This is a genomic window from Syntrophomonas curvata (assembly GCF_052976825.1).
Map to the genome: position 1 here is coordinate 1,307,961 of NZ_CM129641.1, position 14,452 is coordinate 1,322,412.

Below are 14,452 nucleotides of genomic sequence, written 5' to 3' on the forward strand. Positions count from 1 at the left end.
CTGTAATTTCCTCCTTATGCCTTATACGCCCAGCATTATCAGATGCTCTGCAACGGGCCCCAGGGCCAGAGCTGGAAAATAAGTCAAGGCGCCTACAATAATAACCGTAGCTACCAGCAGGCCGACAAACAGGCCGCCACTGGTGGAAACGGTTCCCGGGCCTGCGGGCGCCGCCTTTTTGCCCGCCATGCTGCCGGCTATCGCCAGAGCCGGCAGTATAATCCCGAATCTGCCTGCCAGCAAAGCCGCACTGAGCATTAAATTATAAAACAGGGTATTGGCATTTAGCCCGGCAAAGGCACTGCCGTTGTTACCCGTACAGGAGGCAAAAGCATAGAGTATCTCGCTTAAACCGTGCGGCCCGGCATTCAATAATGAACTGGTTCCTGCCGGGACTGCTGCGGCTGCTGCACTGCCCAGCAAGATTGAAGCTGCCGGGATCAGCACCGCCAGGGTAACCATTTTCATTTCCCGGGACTCGACCTTCTTACCCAGGTATTCCGGGGTTCTCCCCACCATTAGGCCGATAATAAAAACCGTAATGATTACGAAAACCAGCATTCCGTATAAGCCAGCCCCTACGCCCCCGAAAGCAATTTCACCCAGCATTATAAGTAACAGCGGCATCATCCCACCCAGCGGAGTGAAGCTGTCATGCATGGAATTCACGGCCCCGCATGAAACAGCGGTAGTCACCGTTGCAAACAGGGATGAACTGCCTACCCCGAAACGCAGTTCTTTACCTTCCAGGGCTGAAGCCCCCTGTATGCCCAGAGCGCTTATTTGGGGATTGCCGCTTGTCTCGCTCCAGTAGCAGACCCCCAGAGCCAGAACAAAAAGCAGCAGCATAGCGGCAAATAAAGTTCTTCCTTGTCTTTTATCACCGCTCATGTGCCCGAAAGTAAAAGGCAGGGCGGTCGGAATAATCAAAATGGCCAGCATTTCCAAAAAATTGGTTATGCCATTGGGATTTTCAAAAGGATGGGCCGAGTTGGTGTTGAAAAACCCGCCACCATTAGTTCCCAACATTTTAATGATTTCCTGTGAAGCAACCGGCCCCAGCGCCAGTACCTGGCTTCCGCCCTCCAGGGTCTGTACAGTTGGGTAGGGATGAAGGTTCTGAATAACTCCCTGCGAAACCAGGACAAAAGCCAATACAAAGCAGGCAGGCAATAATATCCGGGTGGCCGAGCGGGTCATATCCGCCCAGAAATTACCGATGGTTACGGCGCTGCGCCGGGTTAAGCCTCTTATTAGAGCCACCGCCACCGCCATACCGGTGGCTGCAGACAGAAAATTTTGCACCGTCAAGCCGGCCATTTGAGTGAAATAGCTCAGGGTGCTCTCCCCTGCGTAGGCCTGCCAGTTTGTGTTGGTCATAAAGCTGATGGCAGTATTAAGAGCCAAATCCCAATTTACCCCGGAAAAACTCTGAGGATTAAAGGGGAGCCAAGCCTGCAGCATCTGTATCAGGAAAAGCAAGAGCATACCGAAAAAATTAAACAAGATTAGGGCCTTGGCGTACTGCCGCCAATCCATCTCTTTTGTGGCATCTACCCCGCTGAGTCGGTATAAAATGTTTTCCAACGGGCCCATAATACTATCCAGAAAATTTTTTTCTCCATTGAAAACCCGGGCTATATAGCTTCCCAACGGAACGGCCAGGGCCATCAGCACCAGCAGGAAGACAAGCATTTGCATAATATCGATAATTTTCATCACAGCTCCTCCGCCTTCATCAAGCAATAGAACAAAAATACCAGTAGTCCCAAACCTACAAGGCCACTAATAACCAAATCCATAATCCATCACCTCTCGCTTTCTGCTACTGGAAGGATTTTAATAACCGCCTTAAACGGGGTTAAACCGCTCTGGCTTTAAAATCTTCCTGTCTGCAATGATAAATCGGTTCAGTGTAAAAAAGGGGAAAAGAAAGATGACGTTCGAGTAAAAAAAACGTAAAGAAGTGCGGAGGTTCAGCGGGGGAGATAAACCCTTCATAAAAACAGGAAGTGAAATTGGCTGTGTGTGAAAGCAATAAGCTTACAATCTGATTGGGTGCCAGCGGAAACTATTAATATACAATTATCGGCGACGTAGTAAAATCTTTTCCGGCCTGCCGCTCTGACGGCTCCGGGTAGAGCAGGGTGTAAACATCAGTTGCCCGTACTTCCAGATCAATCATATCGCGCAAGCTGCTCCCGGGATTCTCGTCCCGGGCTTTTTTCATGTCTTTACCCCGGCTGAAGATCGGAAGTTCTGATTTATTTTTAATTTCTTGAAGGATTTTCTGTCCTTTTGCCGAAAAACCTAGAATATGTAAGTACATTGGGCCATGCTGATCAAAACTTAATATTTGTTCATGGGTAAGTTGAAAAAGTATGTACATCAGAGTACGCTTGATTCTTGTAAAGCTGTAACGTTTGGACTTTACGGATTCCAGAAGCTGATTCAGGGTGCCCGAGCAGCCGGCGGCTTCTTTGAAACGGGATTCCAGGCCTTCACTGATTTCGTAGATGGCTCTAAGATCCTGTAAAGACATAGTCCTGAGTTTAACCAGAACAGCTCTTTCCAGTGGGTCTAATGATACTGGGCAGCGTCCGAGAGAAATCTCTCTTTCCAGTATCTTAAGGCCAGCCTGAGGCATTGAACCACCAAGATCATTCAGGCCGTGATTGGTGAGCAGATGATTCCGGATGGCGGTGGCGCTGGCAAAGGGTGACAAGTTGGTATCGTGGTAACCGGAGCCTATGCGCTTTATCAGGATAGGGACCAAGGCCAGGGATTCCTCCTTGATGACGCGAAGGTATTCTATAGCCAGGATGTTGTTGGGACCGGATAAAACAGCTTGCAGCTCGGCAGAACGCTTACCCAGGTATTGCTGCAAAGCTTGTGAGCGGGCGAGGGGAAAACTTTTGCCGCCGGCCAGGTTCTTTTTGACCAGCTTGGAGTAGGCTGCCGGTTCAGCCGCAAGTATTTCCGTTATGGAGTTTAATGCCTGCAGGCTGTCGCTTTCAGCCCCGAAGGCCAGGTGTGTGATTACGCCGCTGCGCTGCAATAGTTTAAGTGCACCTTGTGCAAAATAGTATGCGCTTCTGACCGAAAAGCAAAAGGGAAGCTCTATGACCAGGTCTGCGCCGGACTTCAAGGCCATTTCAGCCCGAGCCCATTTGTTGCAGATAGCCGGTTCGCCCCGTTGCAGAAAATTGCCGCTCATCACACAGACGACGGGAGAGGAACTATCCGTCCGTTTTGCCTCGGTAATCAGGTGCAGGTGACCGTTGTGAAAAGGATTGTACTCAGCCACGATGCCTATAATAGCCATGGTAAACTCCTTTTAATTAAAAATGTGATTTGATAAATATTACCACTAAATATTCTATTTATGCTAGAATTAACTAGAGAATTGCGGCCTGAGCAAAGCAAAGTAAACTGTTATAAAGAAACGGGAGGTAGAAGGATGAGTCTGTTAGCAGAAATTAGAGAGAAAGCTTCTAAATTGGGTAAAACCATCGTTTTGCCCGAAGGTACCGAGGAAAGAACCCTGCAGGCTATTAAAGGCATAATAGACCAGAAAATAGCCACCCCCATTCTCTTGGGCGATGAAAGTGAAATTAAAGGAATGGCCGGTAAGATTGGCGCTGATTTAACCGGTGCGGAAATCATTAATCCAGCGCGAGCCCCCTTCTTTGATGATTTTGTACAGGCGTTTTATGAAATGCGTAAAAGTAAAGGAGTCGACCTGGACAAGGCTAAAAAAACCATGCTGGATCCGCTATTTTTTGCGTCCATGATGGTTAAAATGGGTAAAGCCGACGGAGAAGTCGCCGGCGCCGAGAATACCACCGGAAATGTGCTTAGACCGGCACTGCAGATTATTAAGACTGCTCCGGGAATAACTGCGGTATCCGGTGCATTTATCGTTATCGTACCCGACTGTGAGTTTGGAGCTAACGGCACCTTCGTGTTTGCTGACTGTGCCGTAACTATCGACCCCACCGCTGAAGAACTGGCTGCATTTGCTAAAGCCTCCGTCGCTACCGCTACCGATCTGTGCGGAATCGAAGAACCCCATATCGGAATGCTGTCCTTTTCCACCAAGGGTAGTGCCAGCCATGCCATGGTGGATAAAGTAACCCAGGCTACTGCTATAGCCAAAGAAAAATATCCCGAATTAAAAATCGACGGAGAATTCCAGTTTGACGCCGCTATAGTGCCCAAGGTGGGCGCTTCCAAAGCCCCGGGCAGTGACGTCGCCGGACAGTGCAACGTTTTGATATTCCCGGATATCAACTCGGGCAATATCGGATACAAAATTGCTCAGAGACTCGGTAAAGCTGAAGCTATCGGCCCGATTCTGCAAGGCATTGCCAAGCCGGTCAATGACCTTTCCCGCGGTTGCAGTGTAGAGGATATAGTTAACGTAGTAGCCATGACCGCAGTAAGAGCTTAAGCTTAAGGTGGGGGGATCTGTACCTTAATATTTTAAGAAAATAAGGAGGTAATTGATTAAATGAAGGTTCTGGTTGTAAATGCGGGTAGTTCATCTATCAAGTATCAGGTCGTTGATATGACCGATGAAAGCGTCCTGGCTGTCGGTCTGGTTGACCGCGTGGGTATCCCCGGTACTACCCTGGAGCATAAACCCATTGGTAAGGACAAGGTATTGATTAAGAAGGATTTGCCTGACCACACCGCAGGTATGAAACTGGTGCTTGAGGTTCTGGTCAATGAAGAATACGGTTGCATCAAGAGCATGGACGAAATCGGGGCGGTAGGCCACCGCGTGGTTCATGGCGGAGAAGAGTTTGCCGAATCGGTTGTAATTGATGACCGGGTTAAAAAGGTTATCAAGGATTGCTTCGACATTGCTCCCCTGCACAATCCCCCCAATATGATGGGAATCGAAGCCTGTCAGGAACTGATGCCCAATGTAAAACATGTGGCTGTTTTTGACACCGCTTTCCATCAGACTATGGAACCGTCCAATTTCCTGTATGCTTTACCCTATGAAGTCTATGAAAAATTCCGGGTAAGAAGATATGGCTTCCACGGAACCTCTCATTTCTATGTATCCCACCGGGCTGCTGATATGCTGGGCAAGCCCTTTGACCAGTGCAAAATCATAACCCTGCACCTGGGCAACGGCGCCAGTATGGCCGCCATCAAGGACGGCAAGGTTATTGATACTACCATGGGCTTTACCCCGTTGGAAGGTCTGGTTATGGGAACCCGCTCCGGCGACATTGACCCCGCCATTGTATTCTTCCTGATGGAGAAACTGGGCTTAAGCACCGCCGAAGCCAACAATTATTTCAACAAGAAATCCGGTATGCTGGGATTGTCCGGTGTATCCAATGACCTGAGAGATATTCTCGAAGCTGCTGCTTCCGGCAACCAGAGAGCCCAGATTGCTCTGGACGTGTATTACAACCGGGTCAAGGGTTACATTGGCAACTATATGGCCAAATTAAACGGCTGCGACTGTCTGGTATTCACCGCCGGCGTAGGTGAAAATGCTATTGATATCAGGGAAAACATCTGTAAAGACCTGGACTATCTGGGTATCAAGATGGATGTTGAAAAGAACAAAGTACGGGGTAAAGAGGTTGATGTAGCTGCCGCCGACTCCAAGATCAAAATCTTTGTTATTCCCACCAACGAAGAACTGGTTATTGCCCGCGACACTTATCGGCTTTCCAAGTAAAAGTAATTATTCAGGAGGCGGGGATTCTTCCCGCCTCTGTTTATTTTTTCTGCTGCAAAGGGTGGTTATCACAGCCTCCGGTTGACAATGCTAAGAAGGGCAGACTATAATTAATCTGGTGTTTTTATGGGGTGATAAATATGAAAATCAACCTGGAAAGGCAAAGGCTTGGCTCCCGGGACAGCCAGGAGTTTTATTTCGATACCCCGGGCAGCGATGGGTATCTGGAGGAATCGGGGGGCGAATACCGGGAGAACCTCGAGGTGAAAGGACTGGTGGAAAAGTCGGGCAAGCATTACCGGGCTCACGGCCAGGTGAAAACAGCTTTGGAGTTGCAGTGTTCCCGCTGTCTGGAAAGTTTTTATTATCCGGTGGTTGCCCAGTTTCAGCTTAACCTGGTGGAATCCAAGTATCAGGCGGAATACTTCCGGGACGAAGACGTTGTATTTTTCAGCTCGGATGAGGTTGAAATACAGCCGTACGTGGAAGGATTGATTTTTTCTGAAATCCCCCTGACACCCCTTTGCAGTCCTAATTGTAAAGGGATTTGCCAGCAGTGTGGTATTAACCGGAACATGGCTCAGTGCCAGTGCCTGTATGAGAATACCGATCCCAGATGGGATAAACTTAAAAATCTCAAGGCAGGGAAGGAGGTTACATAGTGGGAGTTCCTAAAAGAAGACAATCTCACGCTCGGAAGAACAAGCGCCGCTCCGAATGGGCCAAGCTTGAAAAACCGGGTCTGGTTGAATGCCCTCAGTGTCACGAACTGAAGATGCCTCACCGGGCATGCTTAAATTGTGGGTTCTATAAGGGCAAAAACGTTATGTAATTCTATAAAAACTCGTCAAAAAGTAAGGTATAAAGTCTTTGACAACAGACTGGTAGCTTACTTTTTGTTTATTATGAGGAGGTTTCGGGCATGAAAATAGCTTTAGACCTTATGGGAGGAGACAACGCACCTAAAGAGCTGCTGGCTGGTGCGCTTAAATGGCTTGATGAGAATAATACCGGTCAGGTTATACTGGTGGGCAAGCAGGATATGATGGAAGCAGAGCTTTCCGGCTACAGCTACGATAGTCAGAGGCTTATGATGGTAAACGCCGGCCAGGTGATAGAAATGGACGAATCACCGGCAACGGCGCTGCGCAGAAAAAAAGATGCTTCCATAGTAGTGGCCACCCAACTGGTCAAGGAAGGGCGGGCCGATGCTGTAGTCTCCTGCGGCAGTACCGGCGCTCAAATGGCTGCCGCCATATTCATTCTGGGACGGATGGAAGGTGTTGAAAGGCCGCCGATTGTTGCTGCCATTCCAAGCCGGGGAGCACATCCGACCTTACTGATAGATGTTGGAGCCAATGTGGATTGCCGGCCGATGCAGCTGGTACAGTTTGCCCGGTTGGGACGGGCTTATGCCAAGGGAGTGCTTAACATAGAAAATCCCCGGGTTGCCCTGCTTAATAATGGGGAGGAAGAGGGCAAGGGGAATAATCTTACCACCCAGACCTACGAGCTCCTGCGTCAGCAAAAGAATATAAATTTTATAGGCAACCTGGAAGGCCGCGACCTGTTTAATGATCGCAGTGATGTAATAGTATGCGATGGTTTTACCGGCAACATATTGCTTAAGGCGATGGAAGGCATGGCCATCTACCTGGCTGCGGGCGTAAAGCAGGAACTGGGTGCCATACCATCAGCCTTTGCCCGGCTTGATTACACCCGGATAGGGGGGGCCCCGCTGCTGGGGGTTAACGGCATCAGTATCGTCTGTCATGGCAGTTCCAGAAGGGAAGCGGTTTGTGCCGGGCTTGCAATTGCAGCCGAGTGCATCAATAATAATATTGTTGCCCAGCAGTTGCAGGAACTGCAGAGTTAAGCTGAAAATCTTAACATAGCAGGCATCTAGCCTCTTAACCAGGTGTATAATATAATCAATTAAAATACTGGAGGTACTGGTAATGCAGGAATTTTATGCCCAGGCCAGAAAGATTCTGGCCGAGCAACTGGAAATCGAGCTGGAAAATATTGATATGGATACTAAATTCGAAGACATTAATGCCGATTCCATTGACATTGTGGAAATGATAATGGCGCTGGAGGACATTTATGACGTCGAGTTTCCCGAAGAGGACTTGGAAGAGTATCCTACCATGGGTTCACTGGTAAAAGCCTTGTATGAGTATCTTAAGCAGGCACAAAATGAGTCCTGAGAAAACCGCCGCCCGCAACTTTATAAGTGATAACCAGCTCGAGTTTAACAATCCCGACCAGTTGGCTATGGCATTGACTCACCCTTCCTATGCCCAGGAAAAGAATTCTGCCCATAATAATCAGCGGCTCGAATTTCTGGGGGATGCGGTATTAAGCTTTGTGGTTGCCGAGTATCTGTATAATAATTACCAGGACAAGGCTGAGGGTGAATTGACCAAAATCAGGGCCAGGGTGGTTTGTGAGAAATCGCTGCTGAATGTGGCGGGGAAAATTAATCTGGGCAAATATGTACTGCTGGGAAAAGGCGAAGAAATGTCGGGAGGGAGGAAGCGAAAATCTATATTGGCAGATACGGTGGAAGCGGTTATAGGTGCGATATATCTGGATCAGGGGTATAGCAAGGCCAGGGACTTTATTCTGAAACACTTGGAGGATTATATAGTTGAAGGCGCCAGGGGCAACTACTATGACTACAAATCACGGCTGCAGGAACTGGTACAGGGAAAAAACAAGGAAAATGTGCACTATACCATCATCGAAGAAAGCGGCCCGGCCCACTGCAAAAGCTTTATCGCCGGGGTATATTTTCAGGATCAGCTTCTGGCTACGGGTGAGGGCAAAAGCAAAAAGGAAGCGGAGCAGAATGCCGCCGGTAAGGTGCTGAGAGACCGGGCTATGGTAGAAAACATCGGCAAGGGAAAATACAGTGCCACGACATTATAATATTCCTTTGTTTATACCCCACCTGGGCTGCCCTTTTAAATGCATATTCTGTAATCAGAACAAGATTGCTTCGTCCCAGGGAGTACCGGCTGTAAGCGGCCTTACCGCTATCATTGACGAGCACCTGTCCACTATTGCTGACGATGGCGGGAACACCGAGATAGCCTTTTTTGGCGGAAGCTTTACCGCCATTGACCACGAATTGCAAAAGAAATATCTGGCAGCCGTACAGCCTTACCTCAAAAGCGGCAGGATCGGCAGTATCCGCATATCTACCCGCCCGGATTATATCGATGACGGTATCCTGAACTTCCTGGGCAGCTATGGAGTGAAGACTATTGAACTGGGAGCACAGTCGCTATGTGATGAGGTTTTAAAAGCATCCGGCCGCGGCTACAGCCGTGACGATGTTTTTAAAGCCAGTCATCATATAAAGAGCCTGGGTTTTAAACTGGGGCTGCAGTTGATGACAGGGCTGCCGGGGGATAATTATGAACGTGATCTGGGCAGCGCCCGTCAGGCAGCCGCCTTGAATCCCGACCTGGTACGGATATATCCCACTTTGGTTATAGCCGATACCCCGCTGGAGCGTCTGTTTTATGAACATAAATATGTGCCTTTGAGCCTTCCGGAGGCGATTGCCATCTGCAAGGACATGTTTCTTGTTTTTCAGCAGCATGGCATCGATGTTATCCGTATGGGGCTGCAGCCGGGAGAAGAATTACGCAGCCCCGGCACCGTAGTGGCGGGTCCTTTTCATCCGTCTTTCGGGGAGCTGGTAGAACAGGAAGTGTTCAAGGAGCAGGCCGGCATGGCTATATATGATTATAGAGAAAAAGCCGGGCTAAAACCTGAACTGGCGCTGATGGTTCATGAAAAGGACATATCCAAAATGACGGGCCACAGAAAAAGCAGCCTGTTATTTCTGAAGAACCGGTTTCAACTGGAAAGCCTGAAGGTAAAAGCTCATCCCGATTTAGCCCGCGATACCGTCGCGGTTGCTTCGGCAACTGACTCAAACCCGGTTTTTACCTTGACCAGGAAAGAATTTTTATCTGTAAAGAGTCGGGGATGATTTACTCCAATCGACACTTAATCGCATATATTACACCAGAGAATAACATACTCTGGCTTTTTTTTGAGCAATTGCGGGTTTTATATAGGTTTTTGCGAAAAGGTATTAAAAGTCCGGTGTATAATACATATATTATTGATTTTTATGAGAAGGACATGCTTATGCGGCAAAAGATATTAAAAGAACTTTTAGAAAACCGGGACATTTATATCAGCGGAAGTGAATTGGCTGGGCGGCTGGGAATCAGCCGGGTAGCGGTATGGAAGCATATTGAGGCTTTGAAAGCAGAAGGCTATGAGATCAACGGTGTCAGCGGCAAAGGTTACCGGCTTAACGATAAAGGGGCAATAATGCCTGAAACGGTTAAAGCCGGTCTTGCCGGGCAGCTGATTGGCCGCGAGATTCTCTATTATCCCCGATTGGATTCCAGCAGCGAAGCCCTTAAGCGCAGTCTGAAAGACCAGGCCATAGAAGAAGGTACGGTTTATGTGGCGGGAAAGCAGGAGCAAGGAAAGGGGCGCCGGGGGCGCAGATGGGAATCACCTGCCGGAGGGCTGTGGTTCTCCTTTTTGTTGCACCCGGATCTGGCTATGTCCCAGATTGCTTTGCTGTCACTGACATTTGCGGTAGCTCTGGCCAGGAGCCTAGATAACCTGGGGCCGGTATGTATCAAATGGCCCAATGACGTATATTATCGGGATAAAAAGATAGCCGGCATCCTCTTGGAGATGAGCGGCGAAATTGACAGTGCTGATTATCTTATTGTGGGCATCGGTCTTAATCTTAATATAAAACAGGGGGACTTTCCCGGGCGTGTTGCCCTGGATGCCACTTCTTTGATGGAAGAGGGTGGCAAGGCGATAGCCGCTAATGATATGCTAATATCGGTACTAAAAGAGCTTAATCGGTATTACCGCGAATTTTTGCACTCCGGCTTTGCCGGTATTCGGCTGGAGTTCAAATCCCTCTGTATGCATCTGGGTAAAGAAATAGAGGTTATTCAAGGGCCAAAAAAGATTCACGGCATAAATAGTGATATTGACGAAATGGGAAATTTAATAATAGAGAACCAGGGTGGCCGGACACGCATAAGTACCGGAGACGTCCGGGTAGTTAACTAGCAGGGAGGAAAACGGTGTATCTCAAGCGACTGGAGATCAAGGGTTTCAAATCTTTTGCCGACAGCACGGAAATCAATTTGAGACCGGGAATAAACATAATAGTCGGCCCCAACGGCTGCGGTAAAAGCAATGTTGTGGACGCTATCCGCTGGGTGCTGGGGGAAGCCAATATCCGTCACCTGCGGGGATACAAAAGCGAAGATGTAATATTTAACGGAACCGATGTGAAAAAAGCCCTGGGGATGGCCCAGGTGGAAATAGAACTGGATAACAGCGATCAGCTGTTGCCCCTTGATTATAGCGAGATAACCCTCAGCCGCAAGGTTTTCCGCAGCGGAGAGAGTGAATTTTATATCAACAAGGCCCGGGTACGCATGAAGGATATCAGCGATTTGTTTACCGGTACCGGTTTGGGTAAAAAGGGTTATTCGATAATCAGCCAGGGCGAATTGGAGCAGGTATTGAACGGTCAGGCTCTGGACAGACGGCTGATATTGGAAGAAGCCTCCGGTATAATAAAATACCGCCAGCAAAGAGATGAGGTTAAACACCGATTGGAAAACACCGGTAATGACCTGCTGCGCCTGGGTGATATCATAACCGAGGTCAGGGAGCGCAGGGAAGAACTGCGCCATAAAGCAGACAAAGCCCGGCTTTATCTGCAGCTAAATCGGGAATACCGGCAACTGGAAAAGAAGGTCCTATCGGCTGAAATTTTGAAGGCTGATCAGGATTTACAGCGTAAAAAGGATGGGCTGCTGCAGTACCAGAATGAGAGTTCATTATTGCAGCAGAGCCTCTCCGGGCAGGAGCACCGACTGGAAGAGGAAGAACAGAGGCTGCAGACCCAGCAGCAACAGCTGAACAGCAAGCAGACCCAGGCGTACCGGGCTCAAAACGAGCTGAATTCGCTGCAGGGGGAGCTTAAGCTCTGTTCCGAAAGGATTAAAAACCGGCAGGATCGTATGGAGCAATGCCGGGCCGATGAAATCAAATACAATGATATGCTGACCCGGCTCAGACAGGATTTAACCTTAAAGCATCAGGATTATCACCACCAGGAAGCAGACTACCGGCAGCGGACCGGGGATTGTGAACGCCTGCAGCAGGAAATCACCGAACTGGAGCAGGAATTACATATAAACCGGGATTTATTTGCCCAGGGCAAGACCCGGGTTTTTGACCAGATGCAGGAAGAAAGCCGCCTGAAAAACCGAATAAGTGAGCGTGAGGAACAGCTTAAAAAACTGGGGGAAAAAAAAGAGCGGCTGCTGATCAGACTGGATGAGTATAAGAATAAAATCAGGCAGCATAACCGTGATTATGAAGCATTGCAAAACCAGATCACCAGTTATAGAATCTCGCTGGCAGATAATGACCGGCAGCTGGCGGAAAGGGAAGAGCATAGAAAAGGACTGCAGGCAGGATATCAAAAGGCCGAGGCGGACTATGCCAGACTAAATCAGGAAGGAATAAAAATTAATAACAGCCTGCAGGGGCTGAAGGAAATGTCCCGGAATCTGAGCGGTTATTCGGGTGCGATTAAAGCACTTATGAAAGCGGGGACGGCTGGAAGCCTGCATGGAATAATGGGGATACCGGGAGAATTCATGGACGTTCCCCCGGGAATGGAATTGGCGATAGAGATAGCGGTGGGCCGGGGGCTGGAAAATATCGTTACCGACACGGTGGAACACGCCCGTCAGGCGATTGAGTTTTTAAAGGCCAATAAGCTGGGCCGGGTTACATTTCTTCCTCTGGACGTCCTGAAAGCCCAGCCGGCAGCCGAAAAAATTGTACAGCAGGTGGAGTGCCAGCAGGGGGTAGTGGGTCTGGCTTCCCGGGTGGTAGGTTTTGATTCCCGCTACCGGGTGGCAATGGAATACCTGCTGGGCCGGGTGTTGATAGTAGAGGATATGAATACCGCGATTGGTATATTTAAAAGTATTAACTATCCACTGCGCATCGTTAGTCTGGAAGGCGATCTGGTCAATGTGAGCGGCGCGGTCAGCGGGGGAGTCAAGCCTTCGTCCCATGGCAACAGCCCGCTTATACGCCGGGGAGAAGAGAAGCGTTTGCTCAAACAGCAGGATGAAAACAACCGGGCTCAAAGCCGCAGACAAAAAGAGCTGATAGCCCTGCAGGGTGAAATGGATCAATCTGCCACGGAAATAAACGCGGTAAGACAAAAAAGGCTGGAGAACAGCATGGCGTTGGACATAAGGGAAAAGCAAATTAAGGGAATCTCCGCAAGTATCAGTGAGGGTTCCGAGCTGACGGAAAGCTTCCAGCGGGAAGCCAGGGAGCTGGAACAGCAAATAATCAAGCTGCAGAGCGATATTGCCGGGATGCAGGAAAAATTGGGGGGGATGCATGGGGAGAGTGAAAAGGCCGCCGCCCTTTTGGAAGAACTGAGGGAACAACTGGATCTCCAGCAAAGGAATCTGGAAGTTCGCCGGGAGAGACTTTCTTCCCAGCAAGAGCAACTGGCAATGAAAAAACGAGAATTGGACAATATAAAGAAAAACACGCTTCAGTTTGAACAGGTGCAGCAATCCTACCAGCAGTCGGCCGAGGAAGCCAAACAGCTGGGTGAGCAGATGGTAGTTCAAAACCGACGGGAAGAGCTGCGGGTGGAGGAATTGAAGCGGAAAATGGAGGAAGGCAAGGCGGCGGTTGCATCTCTGACCGAGGAAATAGCTCAGCTTAAAATTATTGAAGAGGAACGCAATGTAAATATCCGCAAGCTGCGCCGCGATTTGCTGCCGGGAAGGGAACAGCTGAGCGAATTGGAAAGACAGTGCCGCAGCCTTGAGCTTGCCGTAGCTCGATTGGAAACGGAATTGTCAGCCCTCAATATAAAGTGGAAAGAGAAGTTTCATGATGAAATTGACTTGGAGGCAGAGGTACCGGGCTACACCGAAATAAAAGAGGGCAAACTGCGCATCGAGCAACTGCAGGCCGAATTAGAGCAGGTGGGGCCGGTTGACCCCGAATCCATTCGTGAATATGATGAAATTCAGGAGCGGTTCGACTTCCTCGACAAGCAATACCGTGATATGCTTCAGGCCCGGGAATCTCTGCACAGCCTGCTGGGTGAGACCGAGAAACTGATGCTGAAAAATTTTTCTCATTTTTTACAGATGGCTAATGAAAGTTTCAACCGCACCTTTAAGGAAATATTTGCCGGCGGCGATGCCTGTTTACGGATGGAGAATGGGAAAGAGCGACTGGAGGCAGGGGTGGACATAGAGGTAAAACTCCCGGGTAAACGAACCCAGCTGTTGGGCCTGTTGTCAGGCGGTGAGCGGGCTTTAACCTGTATTGCCTTCATATTCTCATTACTGCGCCTGAAACCGGCACCCTTCTGTTTACTGGATGAGATTGACGCTTCCCTGGATGAGATTAATCTAACCAGATTCGCTCTTTTTTTACAGGGGATGGCAGCCCAGATGCAGTTTATAGTTATAACCCACCGCCAGGCAACTATAGAAGTCGGAGGCAATATCTATGGGGTAACCATGCCGGAGAAAGGCGTATCCTCCATATTGACCCTCGACCTGCAGGAAGCAGAAAGTCTGGCTGGTTAAGATAAAAAAATAGGGAAAGCGGGAT

The 14,452-nt window shown here is 49.0% G+C and carries 13 protein-coding genes; 10 read left to right on the forward strand and 3 right to left on the reverse strand.

Annotation, left to right across the window (positions count from 1 at the left end):
• Positions 1-21: 21 nt before the first annotated feature.
• The 3 genes from kdpA to ACU70B_RS05820 all read right to left on the reverse strand — a co-directional run bounded on the left by kdpA (position 22) and on the right by ACU70B_RS05820 (position 3,325).
• Positions 22-1,719: a potassium-transporting ATPase subunit KdpA gene (kdpA, locus tag ACU70B_RS05810; RefSeq protein WP_447185405.1), complete on the reverse strand. Its 1,698-nt coding sequence runs from the start codon at positions 1,717-1,719 to the stop codon at positions 22-24.
• The gene (locus ACU70B_RS05815) at positions 1,719-1,802 is read right to left on the reverse strand and encodes a potassium-transporting ATPase subunit F (RefSeq protein ID WP_447185713.1); all 84 of its coding nucleotides are present in this window, start codon (positions 1,800-1,802) and stop codon (positions 1,719-1,721) included. The genes kdpA and ACU70B_RS05815 overlap by 1 nt, the downstream gene beginning before the upstream one ends.
• Positions 1,803-2,074: 272 nt before the next feature.
• Complete coding sequence (locus ACU70B_RS05820) at positions 2,075-3,325, reverse strand: nucleotidyltransferase (RefSeq protein ID WP_447185406.1); 1,251 nt, start codon at positions 3,323-3,325, stop codon at positions 2,075-2,077.
• A 135-nt stretch (positions 3,326-3,460) separates the two neighbouring features.
• Here ACU70B_RS05820 and pta point away from each other — a divergent pair, with 135 nt between their 5' ends.
• The 10 genes from pta (at position 3,461) to smc (ending at position 14,427) form a co-directional block, all read left to right on the forward strand.
• Positions 3,461-4,453 (forward strand): phosphate acetyltransferase, encoded by a 993-nt coding sequence (gene pta, locus ACU70B_RS05825; RefSeq protein ID WP_447185407.1) that lies wholly within the window; start codon positions 3,461-3,463, stop codon positions 4,451-4,453.
• Positions 4,454-4,513: 60 nt separating this feature from the next.
• A complete protein-coding gene (locus ACU70B_RS05830) occupies positions 4,514-5,707 on the forward strand; it encodes an acetate/propionate family kinase (RefSeq protein WP_447185408.1) in 1,194 nt (397 codons plus the stop codon).
• Positions 5,708-5,847: 140 nt separating this feature from the next.
• Positions 5,848-6,369, forward strand: a complete 522-nt coding sequence (locus ACU70B_RS05835; protein WP_447185409.1) for a YceD family protein — start codon at positions 5,848-5,850, stop codon at positions 6,367-6,369.
• Positions 6,369-6,539 carry a 50S ribosomal protein L32 gene (rpmF, locus tag ACU70B_RS05840; RefSeq protein WP_447185410.1) on the forward strand — a complete coding sequence of 57 codons (171 nt, stop codon included), beginning with the start codon at positions 6,369-6,371 and terminating at the stop codon, positions 6,537-6,539. The genes ACU70B_RS05835 and rpmF overlap by 1 nt, the downstream gene beginning before the upstream one ends.
• Before the next feature lie 90 nt (positions 6,540-6,629).
• Positions 6,630-7,583: a phosphate acyltransferase PlsX gene (plsX, locus tag ACU70B_RS05845; RefSeq protein ID WP_447185411.1), complete on the forward strand. Its 954-nt coding sequence runs from the start codon at positions 6,630-6,632 to the stop codon at positions 7,581-7,583.
• Positions 7,584-7,665: 82 nt separating this feature from the next.
• Positions 7,666-7,917, forward strand: coding sequence for an acyl carrier protein (locus tag ACU70B_RS05850; RefSeq protein WP_447185412.1), 252 nt, complete (start codon positions 7,666-7,668; stop codon positions 7,915-7,917).
• On the forward strand, positions 7,907-8,641 hold the full coding sequence (gene rnc / locus ACU70B_RS05855) for a ribonuclease III (protein WP_447185413.1): 735 nt from the start codon (positions 7,907-7,909) through the stop codon (positions 8,639-8,641). The genes ACU70B_RS05850 and rnc overlap by 11 nt, the downstream gene beginning before the upstream one ends.
• Positions 8,625-9,716, forward strand: coding sequence for an elongator complex protein 3 (locus tag ACU70B_RS05860; protein ID WP_447185414.1), 1,092 nt, complete (start codon positions 8,625-8,627; stop codon positions 9,714-9,716). The genes rnc and ACU70B_RS05860 overlap by 17 nt, the downstream gene beginning before the upstream one ends.
• Positions 9,717-9,877: 161 nt before the next feature.
• Entirely contained in the window at positions 9,878-10,837 is a 960-nt protein-coding gene (locus ACU70B_RS05865; protein WP_447185415.1) for a biotin--[acetyl-CoA-carboxylase] ligase, read from the forward strand.
• 14 nt (positions 10,838-10,851) lie between these two features.
• Positions 10,852-14,427, forward strand: coding sequence for a chromosome segregation protein SMC (smc, locus tag ACU70B_RS05870; protein ID WP_447185416.1), 3,576 nt, complete (start codon positions 10,852-10,854; stop codon positions 14,425-14,427).
• Positions 14,428-14,452: the final 25 nt, after the last annotated feature.

Coding starts and splice junctions, on each gene's coding strand:
- kdpA (WP_447185405.1), bottom strand. CDS start 1,719: ATGAAAATTATCGATATTATGCAAATGCTTGTCTTCCTGCTGGTGCTG.
- ACU70B_RS05830 (WP_447185408.1), top strand. CDS start 4,514: ATGAAGGTTCTGGTTGTAAATGCGGGTAGTTCATCTATCAAGTATCAG.
- ACU70B_RS05865 (WP_447185415.1), top strand. CDS start 9,878: ATGCGGCAAAAGATATTAAAAGAACTTTTAGAAAACCGGGACATTTAT.
- ACU70B_RS05815 (WP_447185713.1), bottom strand. CDS start 1,802: ATGGATTTGGTTATTAGTGGCCTTGTAGGTTTGGGACTACTGGTATTT.
- plsX (WP_447185411.1), top strand. CDS start 6,630: ATGAAAATAGCTTTAGACCTTATGGGAGGAGACAACGCACCTAAAGAG.
- ACU70B_RS05835 (WP_447185409.1), top strand. CDS start 5,848: ATGAAAATCAACCTGGAAAGGCAAAGGCTTGGCTCCCGGGACAGCCAG.
- ACU70B_RS05850 (WP_447185412.1), top strand. CDS start 7,666: ATGCAGGAATTTTATGCCCAGGCCAGAAAGATTCTGGCCGAGCAACTG.
- rnc (WP_447185413.1), top strand. CDS start 7,907: ATGAGTCCTGAGAAAACCGCCGCCCGCAACTTTATAAGTGATAACCAG.
- ACU70B_RS05820 (WP_447185406.1), bottom strand. CDS start 3,325: ATGGCTATTATAGGCATCGTGGCTGAGTACAATCCTTTTCACAACGGT.
- pta (WP_447185407.1), top strand. CDS start 3,461: ATGAGTCTGTTAGCAGAAATTAGAGAGAAAGCTTCTAAATTGGGTAAA.